15 protein-coding genes are annotated in these 22059 nt (G+C 48.6%); 5 read left to right on the forward strand and 10 right to left on the reverse strand.

Annotated elements, in window-relative coordinates; genetic code table 11:
• Nucleotides 1-367: 367 nt before the first annotated feature.
• Together G499_RS0102055 and recF are read right to left on the reverse strand one after the other, a co-directional pair.
• Nucleotides 368-2125, reverse strand: coding sequence for a sodium:solute symporter family protein (locus tag G499_RS0102055; RefSeq protein WP_245576627.1), 1758 nt, complete (start codon nucleotides 2123-2125; stop codon nucleotides 368-370).
• A gap of 140 nt (nucleotides 2126-2265) precedes the next feature.
• Nucleotides 2266-3381: a DNA replication/repair protein RecF gene (gene recF, locus G499_RS0102060; protein ID WP_026998565.1), complete on the reverse strand. Its 1116-nt coding sequence runs from the start codon at nucleotides 3379-3381 to the stop codon at nucleotides 2266-2268.
• Between the two features lie 316 nt (nucleotides 3382-3697).
• Here recF and G499_RS0102065 point away from each other — a divergent pair, with 316 nt between their 5' ends.
• Genes G499_RS0102065 through G499_RS0102075 form a run of 3 tightly spaced genes read left to right on the forward strand, consistent with a single transcriptional unit; the run spans nucleotide 3698 to nucleotide 5666 of the window.
• Nucleotides 3698-4195: a Fur family transcriptional regulator gene (locus G499_RS0102065; RefSeq protein ID WP_035726257.1), complete on the forward strand. Its 498-nt coding sequence runs from the start codon at nucleotides 3698-3700 to the stop codon at nucleotides 4193-4195.
• Between the two features lie 57 nt (nucleotides 4196-4252).
• Nucleotides 4253-5425, forward strand: coding sequence for a hypothetical protein (locus tag G499_RS20825; protein WP_026998567.1), 1173 nt, complete (start codon nucleotides 4253-4255; stop codon nucleotides 5423-5425).
• A 4-nt stretch (nucleotides 5426-5429) separates the two neighbouring features.
• A complete protein-coding gene (locus G499_RS0102075) occupies nucleotides 5430-5666 on the forward strand; it encodes a hypothetical protein (RefSeq protein ID WP_026998568.1) in 237 nt (78 codons plus the stop codon).
• A gap of 87 nt (nucleotides 5667-5753) precedes the next feature.
• Here the strand turns inward: G499_RS0102075 and G499_RS0102080 are convergent, their stop codons facing one another.
• The 3 genes from G499_RS0102080 to G499_RS0102090 all read right to left on the reverse strand — a co-directional run bounded on the left by G499_RS0102080 (nucleotide 5754) and on the right by G499_RS0102090 (nucleotide 11744).
• On the reverse strand, nucleotides 5754-8213 hold the full coding sequence (locus tag G499_RS0102080) for a DUF5686 and carboxypeptidase regulatory-like domain-containing protein (RefSeq protein ID WP_026998569.1): 2460 nt from the start codon (nucleotides 8211-8213) through the stop codon (nucleotides 5754-5756).
• 174 nt (nucleotides 8214-8387) lie between these two features.
• Complete coding sequence (locus G499_RS0102085) at nucleotides 8388-9371, reverse strand: NAD(P)H-quinone oxidoreductase (protein WP_026998570.1); 984 nt, start codon at nucleotides 9369-9371, stop codon at nucleotides 8388-8390.
• Nucleotides 9372-9620: 249 nt separating this feature from the next.
• Nucleotides 9621-11744 carry a S9 family peptidase gene (locus tag G499_RS0102090; RefSeq protein ID WP_026998571.1) on the reverse strand — a complete coding sequence of 708 codons (2124 nt, stop codon included), beginning with the start codon at nucleotides 11742-11744 and terminating at the stop codon, nucleotides 9621-9623.
• A 202-nt stretch (nucleotides 11745-11946) separates the two neighbouring features.
• Between G499_RS0102090 and G499_RS0102095 the strand changes: the two genes are divergently transcribed.
• Nucleotides 11947-13062 (forward strand): strictosidine synthase family protein, encoded by a 1116-nt coding sequence (locus tag G499_RS0102095; protein ID WP_026998572.1) that lies wholly within the window; start codon nucleotides 11947-11949, stop codon nucleotides 13060-13062.
• Nucleotides 13063-13441: 379 nt separating this feature from the next.
• Here the strand turns inward: G499_RS0102095 and G499_RS18395 are convergent, their stop codons facing one another.
• The 5 genes from G499_RS18395 to G499_RS0102125 all read right to left on the reverse strand — a co-directional run bounded on the left by G499_RS18395 (nucleotide 13442) and on the right by G499_RS0102125 (nucleotide 21138).
• Nucleotides 13442-14515 carry a DUF2855 family protein gene (locus G499_RS18395; RefSeq protein WP_035726259.1) on the reverse strand — a complete coding sequence of 358 codons (1074 nt, stop codon included), beginning with the start codon at nucleotides 14513-14515 and terminating at the stop codon, nucleotides 13442-13444.
• A 114-nt stretch (nucleotides 14516-14629) separates the two neighbouring features.
• A complete protein-coding gene (locus G499_RS0102110; RefSeq protein WP_026998573.1) occupies nucleotides 14630-17176 on the reverse strand; it encodes a PAS domain-containing protein in 2547 nt (848 codons plus the stop codon).
• A gap of 8 nt (nucleotides 17177-17184) precedes the next feature.
• Nucleotides 17185-19290 carry a PAS domain S-box protein gene (locus G499_RS0102115; protein ID WP_026998574.1) on the reverse strand — a complete coding sequence of 702 codons (2106 nt, stop codon included), beginning with the start codon at nucleotides 19288-19290 and terminating at the stop codon, nucleotides 17185-17187.
• Between the two features lie 161 nt (nucleotides 19291-19451).
• The gene (locus tag G499_RS0102120; protein ID WP_026998575.1) at nucleotides 19452-20579 is read right to left on the reverse strand and encodes a TRAP transporter substrate-binding protein; all 1128 of its coding nucleotides are present in this window, start codon (nucleotides 20577-20579) and stop codon (nucleotides 19452-19454) included.
• A gap of 40 nt (nucleotides 20580-20619) precedes the next feature.
• Nucleotides 20620-21138 (reverse strand): hypothetical protein, encoded by a 519-nt coding sequence (locus tag G499_RS0102125; protein WP_026998576.1) that lies wholly within the window; start codon nucleotides 21136-21138, stop codon nucleotides 20620-20622.
• 66 nt (nucleotides 21139-21204) lie between these two features.
• On the opposite strand from G499_RS0102125, the gene G499_RS18400 reads away from it, so the two are divergent.
• Complete coding sequence (locus G499_RS18400) at nucleotides 21205-22050, forward strand: SIR2 family NAD-dependent protein deacylase (RefSeq protein WP_051295838.1); 846 nt, start codon at nucleotides 21205-21207, stop codon at nucleotides 22048-22050.
• Nucleotides 22051-22059 lie beyond the last annotated feature (9 nt).

Consider the following 22059-nt stretch of genomic DNA (forward strand, 5'->3'; position numbering starts at 1 on the left):
CTGCGAGCCAGCCTTGTGCTGGTATGGTTGACAAGCCTGATAGCGTGGGCTTGGCAGACAGCCCCCCGCAGCTACCAACTACTATTCATTACCCACGCCATATATGTGTTGGGCTTGGTCTTAATCAAGCCTTATGCACTCTATTTTTCTGATTTAGAGCGCTTTGCTGCTGTGTTGGTGCCAGGTTTGTACTTGTGTACCTTGGGGTTGTTGGCAACGGCTTGCGGTCACCATACCAAAACCCTCCGGCGAGGCTATACCGCGATAAGTATCCTTTTGTTGTCGGTGATAATGCTTTATTCAGTGGTGCGAACGACCAAAAATGTTGTCTTCTGGCATCGGCTGCGCTGCCAATCTGTAGCTGTACTTAGGACAGCGCCAATTTTTGCAAGCAACGCCTCACCAGCCACAGGCCTACTAAGGCCAATAGCGTATAACATAAAGCCTCGGTATAAGCCGCAAAAATCCATTTCCCTAAAGCAAATAATAGACTGTAGGCCAGTAACATAGCTCCTAAAAACCCGCTCCAAAGCAAGGGCCATTGGGGTTTTTGGGCACTCAGGCCAGTTTGTAGTCTTATGGGTTCCCACCAGCCTTCGGGGCGCACGCGGGCATAAAACTGTTGTAAAACCGCCGCATCTGTAGGGGGAGTAAGATAAGTAACCAACAACCAGACCACCGTAGTGAAAGCCACTGTAAAGAAAAAGCCGTAAGGCTCGGGCAGCGGCCATACATAGCTGCTAAGCCATATCCCCACAAAGGGGGCAAGCGTAGCGGCTATTTCACTCCAAGCATTGACACGCCACCAATACCAGCGCAGGATAAGCACCCCGCCAAGCCCGGCTCCGGCCTGAATCATCAGCTTGAAGGCCTGCTCCATTGTGCTGAGTTGGGCCGTAACCCACAGCCCGGCAGCCATGACCAAGAAAGTAGCTAAACGCGAGGCCAATACCAAGCCCCGTGCAGAGGCTTGGGGAGCGATAAAGCGCGCATAAACATCATTGATGAGGTAGCCCGTCCCCCAATTGAGCTGGGTAGAAATAGTACTCATATATGCCGCCAAAAAGGCCGCCAACAGCAACCCCCGCAGCCCACTAGGGAGGAAGTCCTTCATCGCCATTACATAGCCCAGCTTTTTGTCTTCGGGGGCTAAATCGGGGTACAAGACCATGGCCGCCAACGCAACCAACACCCAGGGCAAAGGCCGCACGGCATAGTGCGCTATCTGAAACCAAAGGGTAGCCTTGAGGGCTTCGGTAGGGCTTTTGGCGCTCATCATCCGCTGGGCTACATAGCCGCCCCCACCCGGCTCGGCTCCCGGATACCAACTGGCCCACCACTGAAAGCCCACATAGGCCAAAAAAGTACTCAAACTGATGCTGAATACCTGTGCGCCCTCTTGGAGGCTGGTGCTGCTCCAGCTGAGCTGGGGCAAAAACTGAAATGTAGCCGCCGGAAGTTTGGCCTGTAATCCACTGATGCCCCCTACTTCGGGCGATTGTAAGACGACAAAAGCCAAGACAATCGTTCCACCCATCGCAATCCAGAACTGGAAAAAATCTGTAAAAGCCACGCCCAACAAACCCGATAGGCTGGAGTAAGCCGCTACGACCAACATCGCCCCCGCCACGTAGTAGAGCGTTTCTTTGGGCGGAATATCAAAAAAAACGGTCAGAATGGCTCCCAAGGCCACATTGACCCAAGCAATAATCACTGCATTGAGAAAAATACCCAAGTAGAGTGCCCTGAAACCGCGCAAAAAGCGGGCTTCCTTCCCCGAATAGCGTATCTCGGTCAGCTCTACATCTGTCAGGATGTCGGCCTTGTGCCAGAGTCGGGCAAAAAAGAACACCGTTAGCATCCCCCCAATCAATCCATTCCACCAAATCCAGTTGCCGCTGATGCCGTAGTTGGCTACGAGTTCGGTGATGAGCAATGGGGTATCGGCGGCAAAGGTCGTGGCGACCATCGAGGTGCCGGCAATCCACCAAGGCAAGTTCCGATTGCCCAAGAAAAAACTTTGGATATCACGCCCGGCGCTACGGGCAAACCAAGCGCCCAAGCCCACCGAGAAGCACACAAAAACCCCCAACACCCACCAGTCCAGTGTAGAAAGAACCATCATATTATTTTGTCAGATAGGCCGCAAACATACAAAAAGTTAGCAATAATACCGTTAGGGCAGGAGATGGGGGCGGGTTTCTGCACCAAAATACCGATTTGTGGCGGCCTTGTCATATCCACAAGTGCAAATAACGTATTGATTTACAGTATCTCCTGCCCCGTTAGTGCTCCTTTTTGGAGGGTAAAAAGGCGTTTTTCGGCGGCTACAGTTTGAAGTAGGGTTCGGGTACGCTCGGGGCGGGCATCGGTAATGAAAATCTGCCCAAAATGCCCGCCGGCTACCAGCGCGATGAGCTGCTGCATTCGGTGATCATCGAGTTTATCAAAAATATCATCTAAGAGCAGGAGGGGTTTTTGGCCTTTGGCAGCGGCCATACAGTCAAACTGAGCGAGCTTGAGAGCAATCAAAAAAGATTTTTGCTGCCCCTGTGAGCCAAACTTTTTGAGGGCATAGCCATCCATCAGTAGCTGGTACTCATCTTTGTGTATTCCCTGAGTGGTGCGTTGCAACACACGGTCTTTGAGCAAGGCCTTATGGTATTGTGCTTCATAGTCTTGGGCAGCAAAATCAGAGCGATAATCTATCTTGACATCTTCTTTTCCAAGGCTCAGCGTTTGGTAATGTGTGGCAAATATAGGGACGAACTCCGCGACAAAAGCCGCTCTTTGGGCGTAGAGTATGGCACCTTCTTGCAAGATCGTCTGGTCATAGACCTCTATGAGGGTGAGGTCAGCGCGGGGTTGTTCGGCTATCTGCTTGAGTAGCGCATTGCGTTGGCGTAACGCATAATTGTAACGCATTAGTCGCGCTAGGTATTCGGCATCGATTTGGCAGAGCATATTGTCAAAAAAACTACGCCGCTGTTCGCTCCCTTCTTGGATGAGAGCCATATCCTGTGGGGCAATCATCACCACAGGAAATCTACCAATATGCTCACTGATACGCTCATAAGGCTTTTGATTGGCCAAAAACGTTTTTTTCTGCCCTTGTTGGACACTACAGGCGACCTCTGTAGGACGGGCTTGGGGTTGCTCAAAAATGCCTTTGACGACAAAAAACTCCTCTTCGTGGCGGATATTCTGCCCATCTATGGCATTAAAGGCGCTCTTGGTCAAGGTCAAATAATGAATGGCATCGAGCAAATTGGTCTTACCGCTGCCGTTTTCCCCCACCAGACAGTTAATATCGGCACTAAAAACAAGCGCCAATGATGCGTAATTTTTGAAGTTGAATACTGATATTTGTTTTAAATTCATAAACACCCTCCACTTTGAGGGAATTAGCCCCCAAGATTTTTTGTTTTATCAACGAAACCTTATATTTTAGAACCAAGCCAACATCGTCCAAAACGGCTTCTTAACTTTTGGCCGTACAAAAATATACCAAGATTTATTTGATTTGAGGACTTGCTCGATTTGATTTTCTTGATTCTCAAGACCTCTCAGCGCAAACATTTCCCAAACCAATGTTGATTAGGTATAATCAAACCAACAAGAGCACGATTGTTTGGCAGCAACAAGAGGTCAAGTGGCTAGCTTTTTTGCTGCGTGGCGCTCTCAAATACCCTCTTCTATGGAACACACCCCCCCTACTACCGAACGTAACATTCTCGAAGAAGTAAAAAAAATTTTTACGGCTTATCTCGAAAATAAAGCGCTGCGCAAAACCCCCGAGCGTTTTGCTATTTTGGAAGAAATATACCAACGCGGAGGGCACTTCGACGTAGAGTCTTTGTATATCAATATGAAAAACAAAAACTACCGCGTCAGCCGTGCTACGGTCTACAATACCCTTGATATTCTTGTAGATTGTGATTTGGTAACCAAGCATCAGTTTGGCCAAAATATCGCGCAATACGAAAAATCGTATGGATACAAACAACACGACCACCTAATCTGTACCGACTGCCACCGTGTGGTGGAGTTTTGCGACCCTCGCGTCCAGAATATCCAGAGTATGGTGGGGGAGTTGTTGGAGTTTCAAATTATGCACCATTCCCTGATTTTTTATGGTAAGTGTAACCGCCAAAGCTGCGAACACCGCCCTAATGTTCCTTCCGAAAAGGTGTAATACAGGGCTATACCCATAAGGTCTAAACACGCCATCACTCAAAGACGCGACTCAAAGATGAAAAAAATCTCGGCTATTGTGTTGATAATAACGCTCTTGGTAAGTTGTAGCCAACCAAGCGCTCAGGAGACGATATATGTCAATAGCAGCTATTTTGAGCCTCAGAAGGCAATGGGGACAATCGCCAACCCCAAACTTGATGAAATATCGGGCATCATCGCCAGCCGAACGATGCCGGGCTACTATTGGGTACACAACGACAGCGGCGGTGAAGCAGCGTTGTATCTTATCAATGAGCAGGCTCAACACCTAGCTACCCTTACACTAGAAGGGTTGAAAAACCGCGATTGGGAAGAACTAGGGTATTACCAAGATTCCGTTAGCCGCAAATCCTATCTCTACATAGGCGAAATAGGGGACAATGCGGCCAAACACAAGCAGATTACGCTTTATCGTATCGAAGAACCAACACTCAGTGTGCCCCTTATTAGCCCAAAAGAGCTGGAAAACGCCCGCAAGCCGGCTAAAGCTAGTAAAAAAAACAACACCGAATTTCCTGAGCCCCAGGCATTGACCGAAGAACTTCAGAAGGACTTGGCCAAAATCGAAGCAGCCCGCAAACGATTTGATGAAGCAATGCAAAAGTTTGAAAAAGGGGATACAGGAGCTTTCAAAGCCGAAAATCTTCGGCCTGAAGAAGAAGAGGAGCAAGGCCCTAAAAACACCAATCAGCTAATCCAGCAGCACATCAAGGCGGCCAACATTGAAAGGTATCATCTGACATACCCCGATGGCGCACGTGATGCAGAGGCTTTTGTCCTAGACCCAATCGACAAGAAACTCTACCTCTTTACCAAGAGAGAAAAAAGTATCCGCCTGTATAGTTGCCCGCTTCCTTTCAAAAATCAACAACAACATACCTTGGTTTTTGAACAAGAGTTGCCTTTTCATAAAATTGTCGGGGCCGACATCAGTGTAAACGGGTACATACTCCTACTAAAAGACTATGACAACATCTATTGTTATAAAGACCGCAACAACCGCAGCCTCCCACAATGGCTCAAAAATGAGCCTCCCTTTCGCATCCCTTATATGCCTGAGCCGCAGGGCGAAAGTATCGCATGGAGTGCTGATCAAGATGCTTTTGTTACCCTTAGCGAACAAAAAGATGGTGTAACCCCTGTGCTCTACCTATTTCTCAGACGTAATGCAGTAACTTTGACTCCCTAAATGTATGGCAACTCCAAAGAAAAATAACTCCAAAAGTAAGGAAGAACCCAAACTCCCTGAGGCGGAACAGCCGGAAGATACCCGGCCTTTCGACCCCAACGATGATGTGCTCGATATTCAAATCAATAGCTTTGGGGAAATTTTGTCGAATTATAGCATCGACCAACTTAACGAATTTCTGAACAAAGCTGTAGACGACAAAAAGCTCCGCAACCGAAAGAGAAAGCCCCCGCAAAAATAAAACGCATCAAAATCGGCCACGAATACACGAATAAAATACACTCGTACATTCGTGGCAAAGTACCCGCTGTAAAGAAAACTACCAACACTAAAACCCAATCCCTACACGTAGGCCTTGCTGCAAAAAGCGGGTTTGCTCGTAGCTGCGCACATAATCTACACGAATTACTTTGAAGATATTGGCTAAGCCAATGATGCCTTCGAAGTAGTGTGGAAGGTCGGGGGTATAGAGGTAATTGATGCCGACGACCTCACGCAGGCGCAGCTTGCGGATGAGCGGAATAGCCTTTAGGAAGAAGCCGTTGAGCTGGTGCTCCCAGTGGCCTTTGAGATAATAGCGGTCGGTACTGAAGGCATAATAGTCCAGTAATTGATAATCGCCCAAGCCAAAGTTGAGCCTGCGGAAAATCGTTTGGTTGCCCAAAAAGTGTCGATAATCTGGAAAAAAGAGACGCTCCTGTCGCCAAAACCATCCGGCTTCGGCCTCCCATTGCCCCATACCCAAACGCCCAAGTCGGTAGCTTTGGTTGGCACCAACGATTACCAAGTCATAATCAACATCACTATCTGCCCAAGGCAGGCCCTTGCGGTATTGCAGACGGAGGGTAGGGTATTTAGAATCCCCCAAGTACTTACGGTCAGGATAGTTGAGATAGCTTTGTCGGAAACGAAACCGCAGCCCTGCTGACCATACCAAAGCGCTATGAGGGGTAAATACTTCATTTTCAAGCAATTCTCCTTGTGGCCTCAGAGGTGTATTGGGGCTGTAGGGCTGGTTGCGAAAATAAGTCAGCCGAAAAGGGTTTTCTAGATTTTCCAATGGATTACGTCGCGCATATTCTACCGAAGTGTTGAACAAAATCCCGTTGTGCAGTTCCTGCCGATAGCTTGCTTTGAGATATTGTTTTTGGTAAATCTTGAGGTAGTTTTCTTGCAATGCCAGCGTATAGAGGGTATTGACCCAAGGGGCGATGGAGTTGTCACGGCTGAGTTGCTCGATATACTGCCCCCCTTCGAGGGACAGACGACCAAAAGATTTGGGTGCAAAGTCCCAAGAGCCTGCCAAAGACGCGTTCCATAGCGGGCTATCAAAACTATAGCGCAGCCTAGGGTTGAGGCGCAAGACTTGTTTATTTTCCCACGTCTTTCGGAACTGGACATCTGCTTCGGCCAACCAACCTTCCACCGTATTGAACTGTACCCAAGAGCTTAGCCCCGGAACTATCCAAGAAATATCTTTGTGGCTATTTTGGTAATTGTAGCCTGTGCTGAGAGCCTTATCGAAGGTCAGTTTGTTGTTGGCACGGTCTACAGAGTCGAGATAAGGCTTACTTTTTTTGACCAACTCCACACTGTCTTTTTGCAAATAGTCCCGCTGCTCCTCGCTTGTCAAGGGGATAGGCCGAACGCTTTCCCAATACAGCGAGTCTCGTTTGTTGGCCTGTGCATCTACCCGTAACACCTCGTTGTTGAAAAATCGGCGCTCCCAGATAGGCTCCAACACATAGTCGGAATAGAGACAGACAAAATAGCCGTCGCCCACAATCCCCAACACACTGAAGGTGAAGTCAAGTTTTTGGGAGGCCAACACCCAAACCCGCCCATTGTCGAGGGGCATATAGGTTTGTTGAATCCGTACGGAATCGATAAAATCGATGATGCCTTTTTTGAGATGTATATCCGTACTGTGGATACGCCAGCTGTCTTCGATGATATAGATGTGGCCGTGAAAGGCTGGGGCTTGGTCGCGCTTGGGCGTAATACGGATTTTATTGAGTAGCAAGCCCCCCTCTTGGATGACTCCTTCGAGCTGATAGTCATAATAGCTCATCGCATCAGGGGCAATAGGCGATACCAGCCCTTGGCGGCTGAAATCATCGTTGGCGATGACGGCCTCATAGAGGTTAAAATTCATCTGTGAGGCTTGATTGAAGCTAAACCCCCGGCTATCTCCACTGACCTTCGACGAAAGCATCACTTCTTTGATACGGTCAGGTTGTTGGAAACTCAACTCCGAAACCGATTCTGAGAGGTATACAACTCCCGTATCCAGCTCCAGCTCTACACCCAGTATTTTTTTGGGTGCTTTGGTAAGCCTATTCAAACCCTTGAGGTAGGCCATACTGCGGTAGCTTGATACTTCACGTAGGTAGCGTTTGCGCTGCCGCTGCGCTTCTCGAATAATGGCATAGGCAGGGTCAGGGTCTTTGGCATTGACCGTAACTTCCTTGAGGGTCAAACTCTCATCAGCTAGGCTGACATTCAGGGTCTGATTACCAGCTTGAAGCATAACCGTACGGGTTTCGGCGCGGTAGCCAATGTATTGAAAGACCACTGTGTGGGTGCCTGCCGGAAGGCTTAGGCTGTAAAATCCCTGCTCATTGGTCGTTACGCCACGGCTGCTGCCCTGCACATACACATTGGCATAGGGAAGCCCCATACCTTGGGTATCTGTGAGGCGGCCTTGGAGGCTTAGGTTCTGGCTGTGGCCTTTTGTCGATAACAATAAGCCCAACACTAAAAAACAGTAAATACGGAGTAGATGCATTGTTTAGTAGACTGATTTGTGGATAAGAACATACAAAGCTAACATCAAGAATGATTTTTATACCAAGGTCTGCTTGATTGGAGGATTCACAAGATTGATTTTCTTGTTGTTCAAAGGTTTTTAGCCGATAAACTTCCCAAACCAATTTTGATTGGGTATAGCTCCTTCCCTTTATCAATGCGCAACTTTCAGGATTATTTTACCCACATTGAGGTTCTGCTCCATCCGCTGGTGAGCCTCTTGGACTTGCTGCCAAGGGTAGACACTGTCTATCACGGGGCGCAATTGGCCTTGGGCAAAAGCTTTGGCGCAGAACCGCCAAAAATCTGTGGTGAGCTGGCTTTGGTAGCTCAGGCTTCGAGAGCGTAAAGTGCTGCCCAAAATACTCAGGCGTTTGCTCAATATGGGTGCTAGATTGGTTTCGCCGAGGCGATGGCCACCCAAGAGTGCCAACATCACCAAACGGCCATCGGTATTGAGCACCTGTAAATTATGCTCAAAATAAGCGGCAGCCATAAAATCAAGCACCACATCGACTCCAGAGGGGCGGAGATGTTGGCGTATTTCGTACACAAAATCTTGGTGGTGATAATCGATGCAGAGGTCTGCCCCCAGCTGCCGACACGTTTCGTGCTTGGCGGCGGAAGCCGTAACGGCTACCTTTGCACCTATGAGCTTGGCTAGTTGGATGGCGGCAGTACCTACCCCGCTGGCTCCGGCGTGGATGAGTATGGTTTCTTCGGCTTGGAGTTTGGCCAACCACATCAAGGCTTGATAGGCGGTCAGAAATACCTCTGGAATGGCTGCTGCTTCTTCAAAACTCCAGTTTTGGGGAATGGGTAGCGCCATCGATGCTTTAATAGTGGCATATTGTGCATAAGCTCCGCCGGGTAGCAACCCAAACACACGGTCGCCGGGGCTGAATTGACTTACTTGGCTGCCTATAGCGGCGACTTCTCCGGCAACCTCTAAGCCCAGTATGGGGCTGGCTCCGGCAGGAGGAGGGTATTTGCCTTCGCGCTGTAGGATATCGGCGCGGTTGAGGGCTGTAGCCGCTACCCGCACCAACACTTCGTCGGGAGCGGGTTTGGGGCGTTCATACTCCCCAAGGTAGAGTTGGGTTGCATCGCCGGGTTGTCTGATCAAAATAGCTTGCATAGGCTCTTTGCGGTTTTGTATGGTCTAAAAATACCACTTATCAGCCGCAATGCCAAGTGTGCTAGAGGGAGGATGGCGTATGACTATCCCAAGATTCACAAGGTTTGAGGACTTACAGGGCTTTCAGCGCAAACATTTCCCAAAAATATCCACTAGCAGCACAGGTGGTAGGTTTGCAAACACAGAACACATAAAAAGCCATCCAAAAAATCGGATGGCTTATAATATAGTGCAATGCCGAAGAGCTTATTACTCCTTGATACCGGCTAGGTGTAACAAAAAGGTATAGTCAAAAGCAGTATCTTCATAGTATTTGAAACGGCCTGTTTTGCCGCTATGCCCGGCGCTCATATCTGTTTTGAGCAAGAGCAGGTTTTGGTCGGTTTTAAGTTCGCGCAATTTGGCTACCCATTTGGCCGGCTCCCAATACTGTACCTGCGAGTCGTGTAGACCTGTAGTAACGAGGAGATTGGGATAATTTTTCGCGCTTACTTGGTCGTAGGGCGAGTATGAGAGCATATACTCATAAGAGTCTTTGTTGTTGGGGTTGCCCCATTCGTCATACTCAAAGGTAGTCAGTGGGATGGTTTCGTCGAGCATCGTAGTTACGACATCTACAAACGGCACAGCAGCAATTACGCCCTTGAACAAGTCGGGACGCATATTGATGATAGCGCCCATTAACAAACCACCGGCGCTGCCGCCTTCGGCAAAGAGGCGTTGGGGATTGGTAAGCTCTTCGGCAATAAGATGCTCAGCACAGGCAATGAAGTCGGTAAAAGTATTGATTTTTTTGAACATCTTACCGTTTTCGTACCACTGTCGACCCATTTCGGAGCCCCCACGAATATGAGCTATCGCAAAAATAAACCCTCTGTCAAGCAAGCTCAAACGTGAAAGCCCAAAGCCCGGATCCATAGATGCGCCATAAGAGCCATATCCATAAAGCAAAACAGGGTTTTGGCCATTGCGCATCATTCCTTTCTTGTATACAATCGAGATGGGGATGCTCGTACCGTCGGCAGCCTTGGCATAGAGCACTTCCGAAGCATATGCAGACGCATCAAAGCCACCCAGTACTTGTTGTTGCTTGAGCAAGGTTTTTTCGCGAGTGCGCATATTGTAATCATATACTGACGAAGGCGTGGTCATAGAGGTATAGCCTATGCGCAAAACCTCGGTATCGAAATCGAAGTTGGTACCTCGGTAAATGGTACAGGCTTCTTCGCCCATATCGATGTAGTGAGGCGTTTTTTGGGTATCCCAAGGGCGTATTTCGAGCTTGGTAAAACCATCTTTACGAACCGAAAGCACCAAGTAGTCTTTGAAGACCTTTAGCCCCTCAATGAGGATGTCAGGGTTATGGGCAATGACTTCCTTCCAAGCATTTTTATTTTGGCTGTCGGCCTCAGATGCCTTCATAATACGGAAGTTTTCGGCTTGCCAGTTGGTATGGATATAAAACTCACCGGCAACATCGGCCACAGCATATTCGTGTTTTTCTTCGCGGGGCAAGAAAACTTTGAACTCCCCCAAGGGTTGGTTAGCAGGCAAGTAGCGAGTTTCTGAGGAGAGGGTCGTGCTGGTAGAGATGTAGATATACTCTTTAGAAGCGCCGCGTCCAACGCGTACATTGAAGGTAGCATCTTTTTCGTCAAATACTAGGCTGGCTTTGGCAAAATCTTGCCCCAGCTTATTGCGCCAGATTTTATCGCCGCGCAGTGTTTCGGTATCTTGAGTACCCACAAAATAGTGTTGGTTGTCGGCGCTCCAAGCGAAAGATGTAGCGTTGGGAACCTCATCGGGCAGGAGCACACCAGTGCTCAGGTCTTTAAACCGGACGACATACTGTCGACGGCCTACAGTGTCGATAAAATAGGCCAGTATTTTGCCATCGTCGCTGATGGTCAGCCCATCTACGGCACAGAAATCAAGCCCTTCGGCCAATACGTTGACATCAAGCAAAATTTCTTCGGGGGCTTCTAAGCTGCCTTTTTTGCGGCAGTAGATAGGATACTCCTTGCCTTCTTCGTAGCGGTTGTAGAAGAAATACCCTTCGCGGCTGTAGGGGACAGATTCGTCTTTTTGGACAATACGGTCTACAATCTCTTGGTAGATTTTCTCTTGTAGGGGCTTCCAGCTGCTTGTACTGGCTTCGGTATAGGCGTTTTCGGCTTCAAGATACGCGATGACTTCGGGGTTCTCGCGCTCACGCAGCCAGTAATAATCATCCACGCGTTCGTGGCCGTGGGCAGTGATTGTGAAGGGCTTCTTGGCCGCCTTGGGCGGCATAGACTGTTGTGCCATAGTTGTCAGGGGGTTGGTCAGTAGCAATATCGCGCTGAGGATAAGGCCGTAAGGGAGTTTTTTCATGATGTATAAGGGTTAGTATGCACACGCAAGATACGCATTTTGGGTAGTATTTAGGAAACCTCACAAGATTCTCCTAAAAATAGGAGACACTGGTAATAAAGTTGAATTTGAGGAGTAATCTCTAAAACTAAGCTTGAATACATATTGCAAACCAAAAATATTTCGCATCTTGTATACTTCAAAGATACCTTACCCCACCCGTATGCAAAATATATCACGTTATCGACAATGGCTGTATGCCTTTGGTGCATTGGTGTTGCTAGGCAATTATTTGGTCTTACAAACACTTTATGATGCCGGTGGGTTCAAAAAAATCACACCCTACTTTCAGGGGGATAGTTTGGTCAAAATTGTCACCGAGCCCGGCCCTGGCGATATCGAAATAGACCACGAGTCGGGTTTGGCCTTTATCTCCTGCGATGACCGCCGCGCCAACAACCAACGACACGAGACACAGGGAGGGATTTTTGTGTTGGATCTCAATGCACCCGAAGCGCGCCCAGAATGGGTCAGCGAAACGATGCAGCGGGAATTTCACCCACAGGGCCTGTCGTTCTATAGAGCCGGCGATGGCACGCAGTATCTCTTCGTTGTCAATCATCTCTACCAAGAGGAGCAACCTAGCCATAGTATCGAGATTTTTGCTTGGGATGGGGAAACGCTACAACACCGCGAAACCATCCGCAGCGAGGCGCTCATTCATCCCAACAGTGTGATTGCCGTCGGCCCTAGGCAATTTTATATTACCAATGACCACGCCAGCAACCCACGCTGGATGCGCCGGGTCGAGGATTTTTTGCGCCTCCCTCTTGCTTCGGTGTATTATTACGACGGGCTGTCTTTTAGCCGTGCGGCCAGCGGCATCTTACACGCCAACGGGATTGGGGTCAGCCCCAATGGCAAAGAGATTTATGTAGCCTCTTCGACCGGCAGGCGTATCCTAATCTTCGACCGCAAGCCCTTTACAGGGGAGCTGTCCTTCAAAAGCCGGATTTATTGTAATACAGGAGTGGACAATATCCACGTTACGCCCGAAGGAGAGCTATGGGTGGCGGCTCATCCCAAGATGTTGTCTTTCCTTGCACACGCCAAGGACGCAGCCAAGCCCTCGCCCTCGCAGGTATTGCGCATCACCCCGCAGCCGGGAAGCGCAAAATATGACATAGAAGAAGTGTTTATTGATACCGGAGAGCTGCTCTCCGGCGCTAGTACGGCAGTACGTTACAAAGATGACCTGCTCATTGGGGCTGTGTATGCGCCTTATATTTTGAGAGGGAAATTAGCCAATGAACGGAAGCGCGTAGGGTTTCAGGACTAGCTCAGCCAAGAATAGGGCCAGCATAGGGTATTTCCCCTAAAACATCTCCAGCCTTTAGCCACTCAAATTACGTTTTTTGCCCGATAGTACCAGAGGGCGACAATCCCTAACTTTGTAGAGTAATCAGAAGAGTTTTGCCAAGTTAGTGCAAAGTTCTTCTGCTTCACGCAAGCGTAGAGTAGAGTTTTCATTTGAGGTTTAGTTTTGAAAAAGGTTTAGTATGTGGAAAGCTGACGTTCTTTGAACATCAGCTTTTTTGTATTAGATTGGGTTGGACATATGAGTAAGTGCTTGACGCACAAGATATTTTGAGAACTTAGGGGTCGATGAGCAACTTTCGAGGAAGGTAAACCCTTGAGGAGTTACTCGCAACGATTGCTCAAATCTGCACGATATAGGCTTTGGATGGATCTACAGTACCCTCGACCAATTGGGTGTAGACCTCTGCGACGGCTGCGGGCGTTTGCAGATAGTGTATGGCTAACGATTGCTTGGCTTGGTCTACAAAGGCCAAAAACTGAGTGGCTATTTTTTGATTGGCTTCGACAATTCCCCACTCGGCAAACTTTTGTTTGGCCACAGTAGGCGCAAAGAAAAACTCAGACTGTGGCAGGGTCTTGAAATTATGCGCGGCTTGCCAGTCGGCCAAGCCTATCAGAGAAATATACTTGAGGAGTTCGCCAAGGTGTAGTGAGAGCTGCTGTAGCCGCTCAGCATTGCCCGCAAAATCGACAATAAGGCTAGGCTTTAGCGCAATATCTGCCCATTGTTGGTAAGTATATACTTGGTCATAATAACCTGTTTGTCGGACAAAATCAAGGTTAGCCTCTGAGGTCAGTCCGATGATGAGTTTGTTGTGGTATACTTGCTGTTGTTTGAGCATAAAAGCCAAGCCGAGGGCAGTTTTGGACGAGGCGCTGGTCAATAGTATTTGGGTAGCGCCTTTGAACCCTTGGTCATAAAGGAAGTGATAGTTCAGAAAGGAGGTTACAAATAGCGGTTTCAGCACTGGCAGATAATCTTCTACTTCCGCTTGGTAACTGGGGTCGTGGTGGATTTGGTTGTAATAATTGTATACAGAGGCCAATTCTCGACGGTGGGGAGCCGTATCTGTAAAGCCAAAATCGCTGACGTGTCCGGGCAACACTTTGAGGTACTTGGCCATTGGAAAATAGCCATAAAACCGTTCGCCTTCGCTGATGTCGGGATGATTGGAGGCCATCACTTCAGCAAATCCCCATACTGGGATGACACCGTTGGCGGTATCGGCTTCAGGGAAAAACTCCCAGTAGCGTAGTCGTTCGCCCATCACAGCATAAGTCAAGTTATTGGCCGTAAGCGCATATTTCTCTATTCGAAAAAGCACCTCATCTTCCAACACATCAGGCATAGCTTCTGATTGTTGGGCTTGGAGTTGGGTAGGGTTATTTTTGGGGGTAATAAAACGGGTCATAGGGCAGTGGGTAGGTTAGTGTAATCAAAATACAAGTTTGAACAGCTAACATACTAAAAAAATAGGCCAAAACAAACCCTATGGAAATGCTTGGGGCTGGCTGAGTAGGGGGCGCTAGCCTTGACTGCCGTCGTTGATGGACGAAGGAGTATCAGGGTGTGGGTTATGGAAGCCAGGGTCGTTTTCTAATGATTCGAGCAAAAGATATTTGAGCATTACTTCGGCTTCTTTGTGGCTAGTTACATTGCGTACAAACACCGAAACGCCACTTATTTGCTGGTTTTCGTCGTGGATAGGGTTAAACCAATAGTCCCAATACTGCTTTCGTTGTTGTTCTTTGAAGCTGATTTGCTTTACAAAGCGTTCACCTTTGAGGGCGCGTTGTAGGTTTCGTTTCCAAAAGCGGCGTTCGCGCTCATCGAGGGCTATGTCCAGCAAGTTTCGATTTAGCTTTACAGTTCGGCCTAGGTGTTTGTAGTAGTTGATAAAGGCCTCATTGGCTACGATGATTTGGTATTGGCTATCAAGCGACAGAATCAGGTCTTCGGTATCATTGATGAGCGACTGTAGGCTGGCTTCTGTTTTTTTGAGCGCTATTTCGGCGCTCATCTGTTGGGTGATATTTTCGATGAATATCGAAGCCCCAATAACGCGCTGGCTGTCGTCGTGGATGGGGTTGTAGCTCAATTTATGAAAACGGGGATATCCTTTTTGTTGAGATACACGGGTTACGTCAAACTTCTCACCAGCAAGTGCGCGTTCATACTCTTGGCGGTGTCGGTTGATATCCTGTGAAGGCAGGTCTCGCAATAAGTTTTTGCCGGGATTGAGGTGAATGCCTTCAGCCGCATATATTTCTTTCATCGCCTTGTTGAGCACCGTGATATTGTATCGGGTATCGAAGGCCAAGATAGCGTGAGAGGTGTTGTTGATAAGTGCATCGAGGTTGGCTTCTTTTTCGGCCAGTGTACGCTGGGCGATAGCCATCCGTTCTTGGGTTTCTTGCAGTTCGTGGAGTGTCTGTTGGGTTTCGAGTTCTTTGGTGCGTAGGTTTTTGGTCAGCTGCTGAGAGGCTGTGAGCAGCTCGCGGGTTTGTTGGTAGCTTTTGGAGGCAGCTATGGTAGAGGCAATATCTTCGGCAATTTCTTCTACAAAAGCTACCCGCGCTGCCGGAATTTGCTTGAAGCTACTGAGTTCTATCGCACCGTAGGTCTGTTCATTGTAACGCAGGGGTACTACCAATAGGCAGGCAGGGGTGGCATTGCCGAGGCTGGAGCTGATGTTATGGAGGTAGCTTGCCGGAATGTTTTCGGTGTATAGTGTTTGCCCTTCTTGCCAAGCTTGGCCTACCAGGCCTTGCCCTAGGCGTACAAACTCACGGAAGTCCACCGGTTGTTCGAAGCCATAAGAGGCAACAAACCTAAGCGAGCCGCCATCTTTTTCTTTGGTCTCAAAGGTTTCTGTTTCGAGCAAATAAAACAGCCCTTGCTCTACTTCCAGATAAGCTACCAAGCGGGTGATGAGGCGCTCGGCAAGGTTCACGAGGTTATCTTGGTAGGTGCGGAGTAATTCGGCAAAGATAGCCAGGCCTTGGTTGCGCCAAAGGCGCATTTCATTTTGGGTAGCGGTTTGGGCAAAGCTGCTGTGCATTTCCCAGAGCGCCTGTCCCAGCGTACCCTGATTTCCCCATTGTAGGGCTTGGGTATTGTATCGGCCTTGGCTGATGTCGTGGGCGTAGTGGCTTAGCTGCGCAAAATTTTGCTGTAGGATATTGAGTTGTTGGGTAAGGGTAGCAAATTCGGCGCTGTGTGTATGTAAGGTATCAGGGATATGGCCGTGGATGAGTTGTTGGGTATAGATTTCATAACGCTGTACCTCATCCCGGATTTGCTTACTCAAAAAGTAGCCCATTGCACCCAAAACAGCAAAAATCAATACCCAGCAGATGATGGCCAAAAAACGCAACATCCAAAGGCTTGTAGCCATACTTTGGGCTTCGATGTTGCGCTGTGTATCAAGTTGGTTGAGAGACTTTTGTTGTGCTATTTGCCATTGTTGCAGTATAGGCAAAAACTCCGATTGGTAGAGCGAGTCGAGGGGAGCATGGTAATACCGAACAATGGCCGCTGTGCTGCTGTCTGTATTGCTGATGGCCGTAGAGGGCGGGTGAGCCACCAAGGGTTTGGCTTTTTCTAATACCAAGTAGAGTTGGTTGAGCAGCTTGGCTACTTGTTGGTGTTGGGTATGAAGGTGGGCGGGCAGGGTATGTTGGGCAAAACACTGGTCATTGGTATTGAAATATTGCCGGACTTGCTCTTCCCAGATTTCTTCTAGTTTGTTCCGAACACCAACCCTGACACTAGGCTTCTCGTCGGGGGGCACAAAAATGCGCCCCTGAAGTTGATAGCGAATATCTGACAGCGCTAGCTGGATTTGTGCGGAGTTGGTTGGCACACGGTCAAAGAGTTGTTCGTAGCGCAAGGTTTGTTGGCGTACCAACATCCCTTGTGTGTAGATAATGCCTATAAAGAGCACAATCAGCACCAACACCGCTCCCATCCCAATCCAGATACGTTGCCGGATAGACAAGATGGCTCTAGGCTGCCACAACTGTGCCAGCATATCTTTAGAGGGATTTAGCGCTTGCTTGTCTGCTTCCATACATTTCCTTAGTCGATATTGACTTGTTTTTTGAGCTCCTGCAATTGTTTTTCTTTTTCTCCCAAGCGGGTTTCATACTCTAGTTTGAGCTGAGCGATTTCAAAGTGGGCTTGTTCTTCGGCCTCTTGCAGTTCTTCGAGCTGGCGTTTGATTTCCATCTCTTGTTCTTTTTGCTTGGTGATGTCATAGCCGATAGAGTATATTTTTTCGACCTTTCCCTCTGTATCTATTACTGGATAAACGACCTCATACATCCAGAAAGGTTTGCCGTTTTTGTTGAAGCGAACAAACTCGCTTTTGAGTATTTGGCCATCCAGCACCTGAGTCCAGTGTCTGCGGCTCAGTTCTATGCTATTTTTGGCATCTCCGAGCAGTATTTCAAAGTGTTGGCCGATGAGTTCTTGTTGGCTATACCCCGACAGGCGCTTGAGCACATCATTGACGGTGCGGAATCGCCCATTCTTATCGATTTCGGCAATAGAGAACACTTGGTCTAGGGCGGCACGTTCGCTTTCTAGCTCCATACGGGCGTGCTTGGTTTCTTTTTCGGAGCGTTGGAGCTGCTCCACAATTTTCTTGAACTGACGTTCTTGGATGCGCATTTGGGTCAACATTACATTTGACTCGTTCATCATACGGCGGTTGTTGGCATCCGTTTGGGCCTTGGCAATAGCGATGGCGATACTCTCGCTGACACGCTCCACAAACTGAATTTTGTAGGCAGGGAGTACCTCAAAGGCGGCTAACTCTAATACACCAAAAACTTGCTCGTTGCTGATAAGAGGCATAATCAAGATGCTCTTAGGGCGTGAGCCGCCCAAGCCCGAGGTGATGTGGGCGTAGTCTTCAGGTATTTCGGTGAGGTATACCTTATCGCGTTCGCGCCAAGCCCTGCCGACGAGGCCTTCGCCTTCGGCGATTTGTTTTTGCAAAAATTTATGTCTTTGAAAAGCATAGGCTGCCTGTAGGCGCATATAATGCTCTTGGCGGGTTGTTTGATTGCGGCCTTCGCCTTCGCTAATGGTTTTAGATTCTACCGTGAAAATCCCCCCTTGGTTGATGTCCAAATAATCTACAATGGCGGCAATGATACGATCATAAAAGCCCTGAGAGTCTTGATCATCATAACGTAAGATTTCACTAAACTTGGCAAAACCTTCGTTAATCCAGTTGCGTTCGCTGTTTTCGATAGAAATTTGGTGGAGGCTATTGCGCATAGAAGCGATGATTTGCCCTAGCTCCCCCTCATTGTCAAACACAATGGCTTCGGTGTTGTAATAGCCCTGGCTTACTTCTTCGGCAAATACTTTGAGGCGTTGGAAGCGCCGTGTCAGTCGGGATAGGCTTTGGTCTATCACCGAAAGCTCATAGACTTGCTGGTCGATAGCCTCGGTAGGGATATTGCCACCAATCAATATCTTGAGGTATTCGTCGATAGTACGCATGCCTTTGTTTACACGGCTGATAATGAGGTTGGAGGCAATCACCCCTACCAAGATAATCACAAACACTACCAAGAGCGAGACATAGATGATGCGCCAGCTTTCGTTTTCGATTTCAGTAATATCTGTCCGTACACTTTCTTCTTCGAGTTGGTAAATGTCGACCAGTTCTTTGTTGATATTTTTGAAGAGGATATTGATGCGGTTGTCTGTTTGTCGAAGGCGGGTGGTATTGTTGCGGGGGGTATTGAGGAAACGGTCTATCTCACCTTGGAGCAAAATAATATCTTCGCGGAGCTGTTGGACGCGCTGCTGGAGGTCGAGGCTCTGTAGCGTTGCGGCTGTATTGACAAGCGAGTCGGCCAAGGGGATGACTTGGTTGCCCCATAGTTGTTGGTAGGTTGTTATGCTTAGAATATCTTCGGTAATGAGGTTGTTTTGGGCAAAATACACCCCGCGCCCAATCGCAATATTCAGCCGGAGGCTGTAATTGCTAATCAGCAAGCTTTTTTGGCGTATGTTTTTGGCTTTGGCGTTGATTTCTCCTACCCGTACCCACATGACCGAAGCCGCACTGAGATACATAACGAATAAGACAAAAAACAGCCAGAAAAGCCGCGCTGTAACGGCATTTTTCCGAAATAACAAACGTATCCCACGAATCTGTTTCATATATACTGTTGTTGCGCTTGCATCAAAAGTCTGTGTTGGGGGGAGAAAGTGCAAGGATTGTGCCCATTAGCACTACCACAAGGCAGAGTAGCCGATGCCTCCCTTACAAAGATAGTCAAGTTCGTCAAAATTTGGCACTATTGCATTCAAATCCTTCCTGCTTAGCGTTGGATCTGATTGTAGAAAACCTTTTCTGTAATTTCGCTCCAAGGCCGAATATCTTGGCGGAAGCGCTCTAGCGAAGCATAGACCTTTTTGCTGAAAGGGTCTTTGGAGGTTAGTTCTTCCAATACAGTTTGGGTATGGGTGTACAGGGTATCGAGCACCGGCTTGGGGTAGGCCCTCAATTGGACTCCTTCTTCGCGGATGAGTTTGTTGAGGTAGAAATTGTTTTTGGCCTCAAACTCACCCAAAGTCCACAAGTTTAGGCGATAGATAGCAGCCCGCAGGATGGCCTGTAGGTCAAGTGGTAGGGCTTCCATTTGTTTTTTGTTGACAAAGACTTCGAGGGTAGGGCCGGTCTCGTGCCAGCCGGGGTAGTAGTAGTACTTGGCCACATTATAGAAGCCCATCAGGTAGTCGTGATAGGGGCCTATCCACTCTGTGGCATCAATGATACCCCGCTCTAAGTTGGTATACAGCTCGGTAGCCGGAGAGAGCACTGCCGTACCGCCAGCCTTGGCCAAAACTTTACCGCCGAGGCCGGGGATGCGCATTTTCAGTCCTTTGAGGTCGGCAGCTGTTTTGATTTCTTTCCGAAACCATCCGCCCATCTGCATTCCGGTATTGCCCCCGGGAAAAGGAATCAGGTTAAAGTTGGCATACAGTTCTTCCCATAGCGCCAGCCCGCCGCCATTGATGAGCCAAGCGTTCATTTGTTGGGCATTAAGCCCAAAAGGAATGGCTGCAAAAAACTGCGCAGCGGGGGCTTTGCCTGCCCAATAATACGAAACGCCGCTGGCCATCTGTGCTGCGCCTTGGCTGACAGCATCAAAACACTCCAAAATCGGCACTAGCTCTCCACCGCCGTATACTTTGATTTCGAGCCGCCCGCCAGAAGCCTCCCGAACCCATTGCGACAACAACTCTAGGCCTTCTCCCAATACGGGGAATTTGGGCGGCCAAGTAGTTACCATCCGCCATTGGTACTTCTTGTCGGAGGTTTGGATATTGACTTGTTTCTCGGCGGGGCTGCTGTTGCTCTGGCACGCGCCCAAGCCTGCGGCAGCCAAGGCAGCGCCGCTCAGGGCTGTTTGGCGGATAAATCGACGGCGAGAGGGTTCGTTCATAAAGGAAGTATGCTTTGGGCTATAAATAGAAAATCAAAATTTAGGAGACGCTATACCAATAACCGGGGCGTAGCCCTTCCCACAAATACCACCCATCATACACCTTTACCGCCGTAAAGAGTAGGCTAAGCTGCTCGTTACCATATTGAAAAAAAACCGTAACCTCTGTCGTCTCTATTCCTTGACTGTTGGTGGCGCGGGCCTTGCTTTCTAAGTATCGGCACTGGGTCGTATTCAGTCCTTTGGTTATGCTTTCCCGTTGTAGTTGTTGAAAGCCTCGTTTCAGCCCCTGAAGAACAATTTGCGATAGCTGCTCCATATCATTATGTTGGAGGGTAACCTCTGCCTCTTGGGTGGCTTGGAGCTGATAATACATCAATTCCAACACCCGCTTGTCGGGCAAAATGGGTTCGAGTATCTCAAAGTTATCTTCTTGGAATGCCTCAAATACTTTGCGGGCCAACACATCGGTGCTGTCGGCGCGAAATTTACAACCTTGCAAACCCGACAGCCCAAGGAGCAATATCAGACAAAAAAATGGCAAATGGGAGTATTTCATTGCACAACATTTGTTCAAATAGGAGCAATTGACCAAAACGTCTTCAAGATACTACAAAAGTAGCGTATGCACAACCACCAAACAACTCAGGTACTTGTTCAAGAAGCTAGGGAATATCTGGCGCAAGCCGAGGTATTGTTGATCAATACTGGCGCAGGGATGAGTGCCGACTCCGGAATCCCAACCTACAGGGGCAACAACGGTTTGTGGGGGCAGCTCGAAGGGGAGCGCCAAGGCGATATCCGACACCTAATGACTCCGGCCTACATCCTCGAACACCCGCTGTATATGTGGCGTAGGTTTGCCAAGGGCTACCGTCGTAGTCTCAGTATTGACCCGCACGAGGGCTTTGCTTGGCTCAAAGCCTATGTCGAACAGCGAGACTTGCCTCACTTCTGCATCACCTCCAATGTCGACGGCTTGTTTGCCAAGGCTGGTTTTGATCCTATACACATCTACGAAATACACGGTAGCGGTGCTTTTTGGCAGTGTAGTAGGCCTTGCCAACCCACCTACTGGAAGGCAAACTTCCGGTTTGATCCAGAGGCTCCAAGGCTTGAACTCTCAGACCTTCCACATTGTCCTAACTGTGGAGCCTTAGCTCGACCCAATGTCTTACTCTTCCAAGACGACACGTTTGTCAGGGAAAGGGTAGAAGCACAAAAACAAGTTTGGGAACGTTTTTTGGACCTACACGCCCATAAGCGCTGGGTGGCGCTCGAAATTGGGGCTGGCATCCACATCAAAGCAATCAGGGCTTTTAGTCAGCGACTGATGCGCCAACAAGAAGCCTTAGTCATACGCATCAACCCTGATTACCCCGAAATAGAAGCCCCACATATAGGCTTACCCCTTACGGCTCTCGACGCAATAAAACAGCTTATGATTTACGATTTGGGACTTACGATTTAATCGTCAAAA

This window comes from Eisenibacter elegans DSM 3317 (genome assembly GCF_000430505.1).
Lineage (GTDB): Bacteria > Bacteroidota > Bacteroidia > Cytophagales > Microscillaceae > Eisenibacter > Eisenibacter elegans.

Coding starts and splice junctions, on each gene's coding strand:
- G499_RS0102055 (WP_245576627.1), bottom strand. CDS start 2,125: ATGATGGTTCTTTCTACACTGGACTGGTGGGTGTTGGGGGTTTTTGTG.
- recF (WP_026998565.1), bottom strand. CDS start 3,381: ATGAATTTAAAACAAATATCAGTATTCAACTTCAAAAATTACGCATCA.
- G499_RS0102065 (WP_035726257.1), top strand. CDS start 3,698: ATGGAACACACCCCCCCTACTACCGAACGTAACATTCTCGAAGAAGTA.
- G499_RS20825 (WP_026998567.1), top strand. CDS start 4,253: ATGAAAAAAATCTCGGCTATTGTGTTGATAATAACGCTCTTGGTAAGT.
- G499_RS0102075 (WP_026998568.1), top strand. CDS start 5,430: ATGGCAACTCCAAAGAAAAATAACTCCAAAAGTAAGGAAGAACCCAAA.
- G499_RS0102080 (WP_026998569.1), bottom strand. CDS start 8,213: ATGCATCTACTCCGTATTTACTGTTTTTTAGTGTTGGGCTTATTGTTA.
- G499_RS0102085 (WP_026998570.1), bottom strand. CDS start 9,371: ATGCAAGCTATTTTGATCAGACAACCCGGCGATGCAACCCAACTCTAC.
- G499_RS0102090 (WP_026998571.1), bottom strand. CDS start 11,744: ATGAAAAAACTCCCTTACGGCCTTATCCTCAGCGCGATATTGCTACTG.
- G499_RS0102095 (WP_026998572.1), top strand. CDS start 11,947: ATGCAAAATATATCACGTTATCGACAATGGCTGTATGCCTTTGGTGCA.
- G499_RS18395 (WP_035726259.1), bottom strand. CDS start 14,515: ATGACCCGTTTTATTACCCCCAAAAATAACCCTACCCAACTCCAAGCC.
- G499_RS0102110 (WP_026998573.1), bottom strand. CDS start 17,176: ATGGAAGCAGACAAGCAAGCGCTAAATCCCTCTAAAGATATGCTGGCA.
- G499_RS0102115 (WP_026998574.1), bottom strand. CDS start 19,290: ATGAAACAGATTCGTGGGATACGTTTGTTATTTCGGAAAAATGCCGTT.
- G499_RS0102120 (WP_026998575.1), bottom strand. CDS start 20,579: ATGAACGAACCCTCTCGCCGTCGATTTATCCGCCAAACAGCCCTGAGC.
- G499_RS0102125 (WP_026998576.1), bottom strand. CDS start 21,138: ATGAAATACTCCCATTTGCCATTTTTTTGTCTGATATTGCTCCTTGGG.
- G499_RS18400 (WP_051295838.1), top strand. CDS start 21,205: ATGCACAACCACCAAACAACTCAGGTACTTGTTCAAGAAGCTAGGGAA.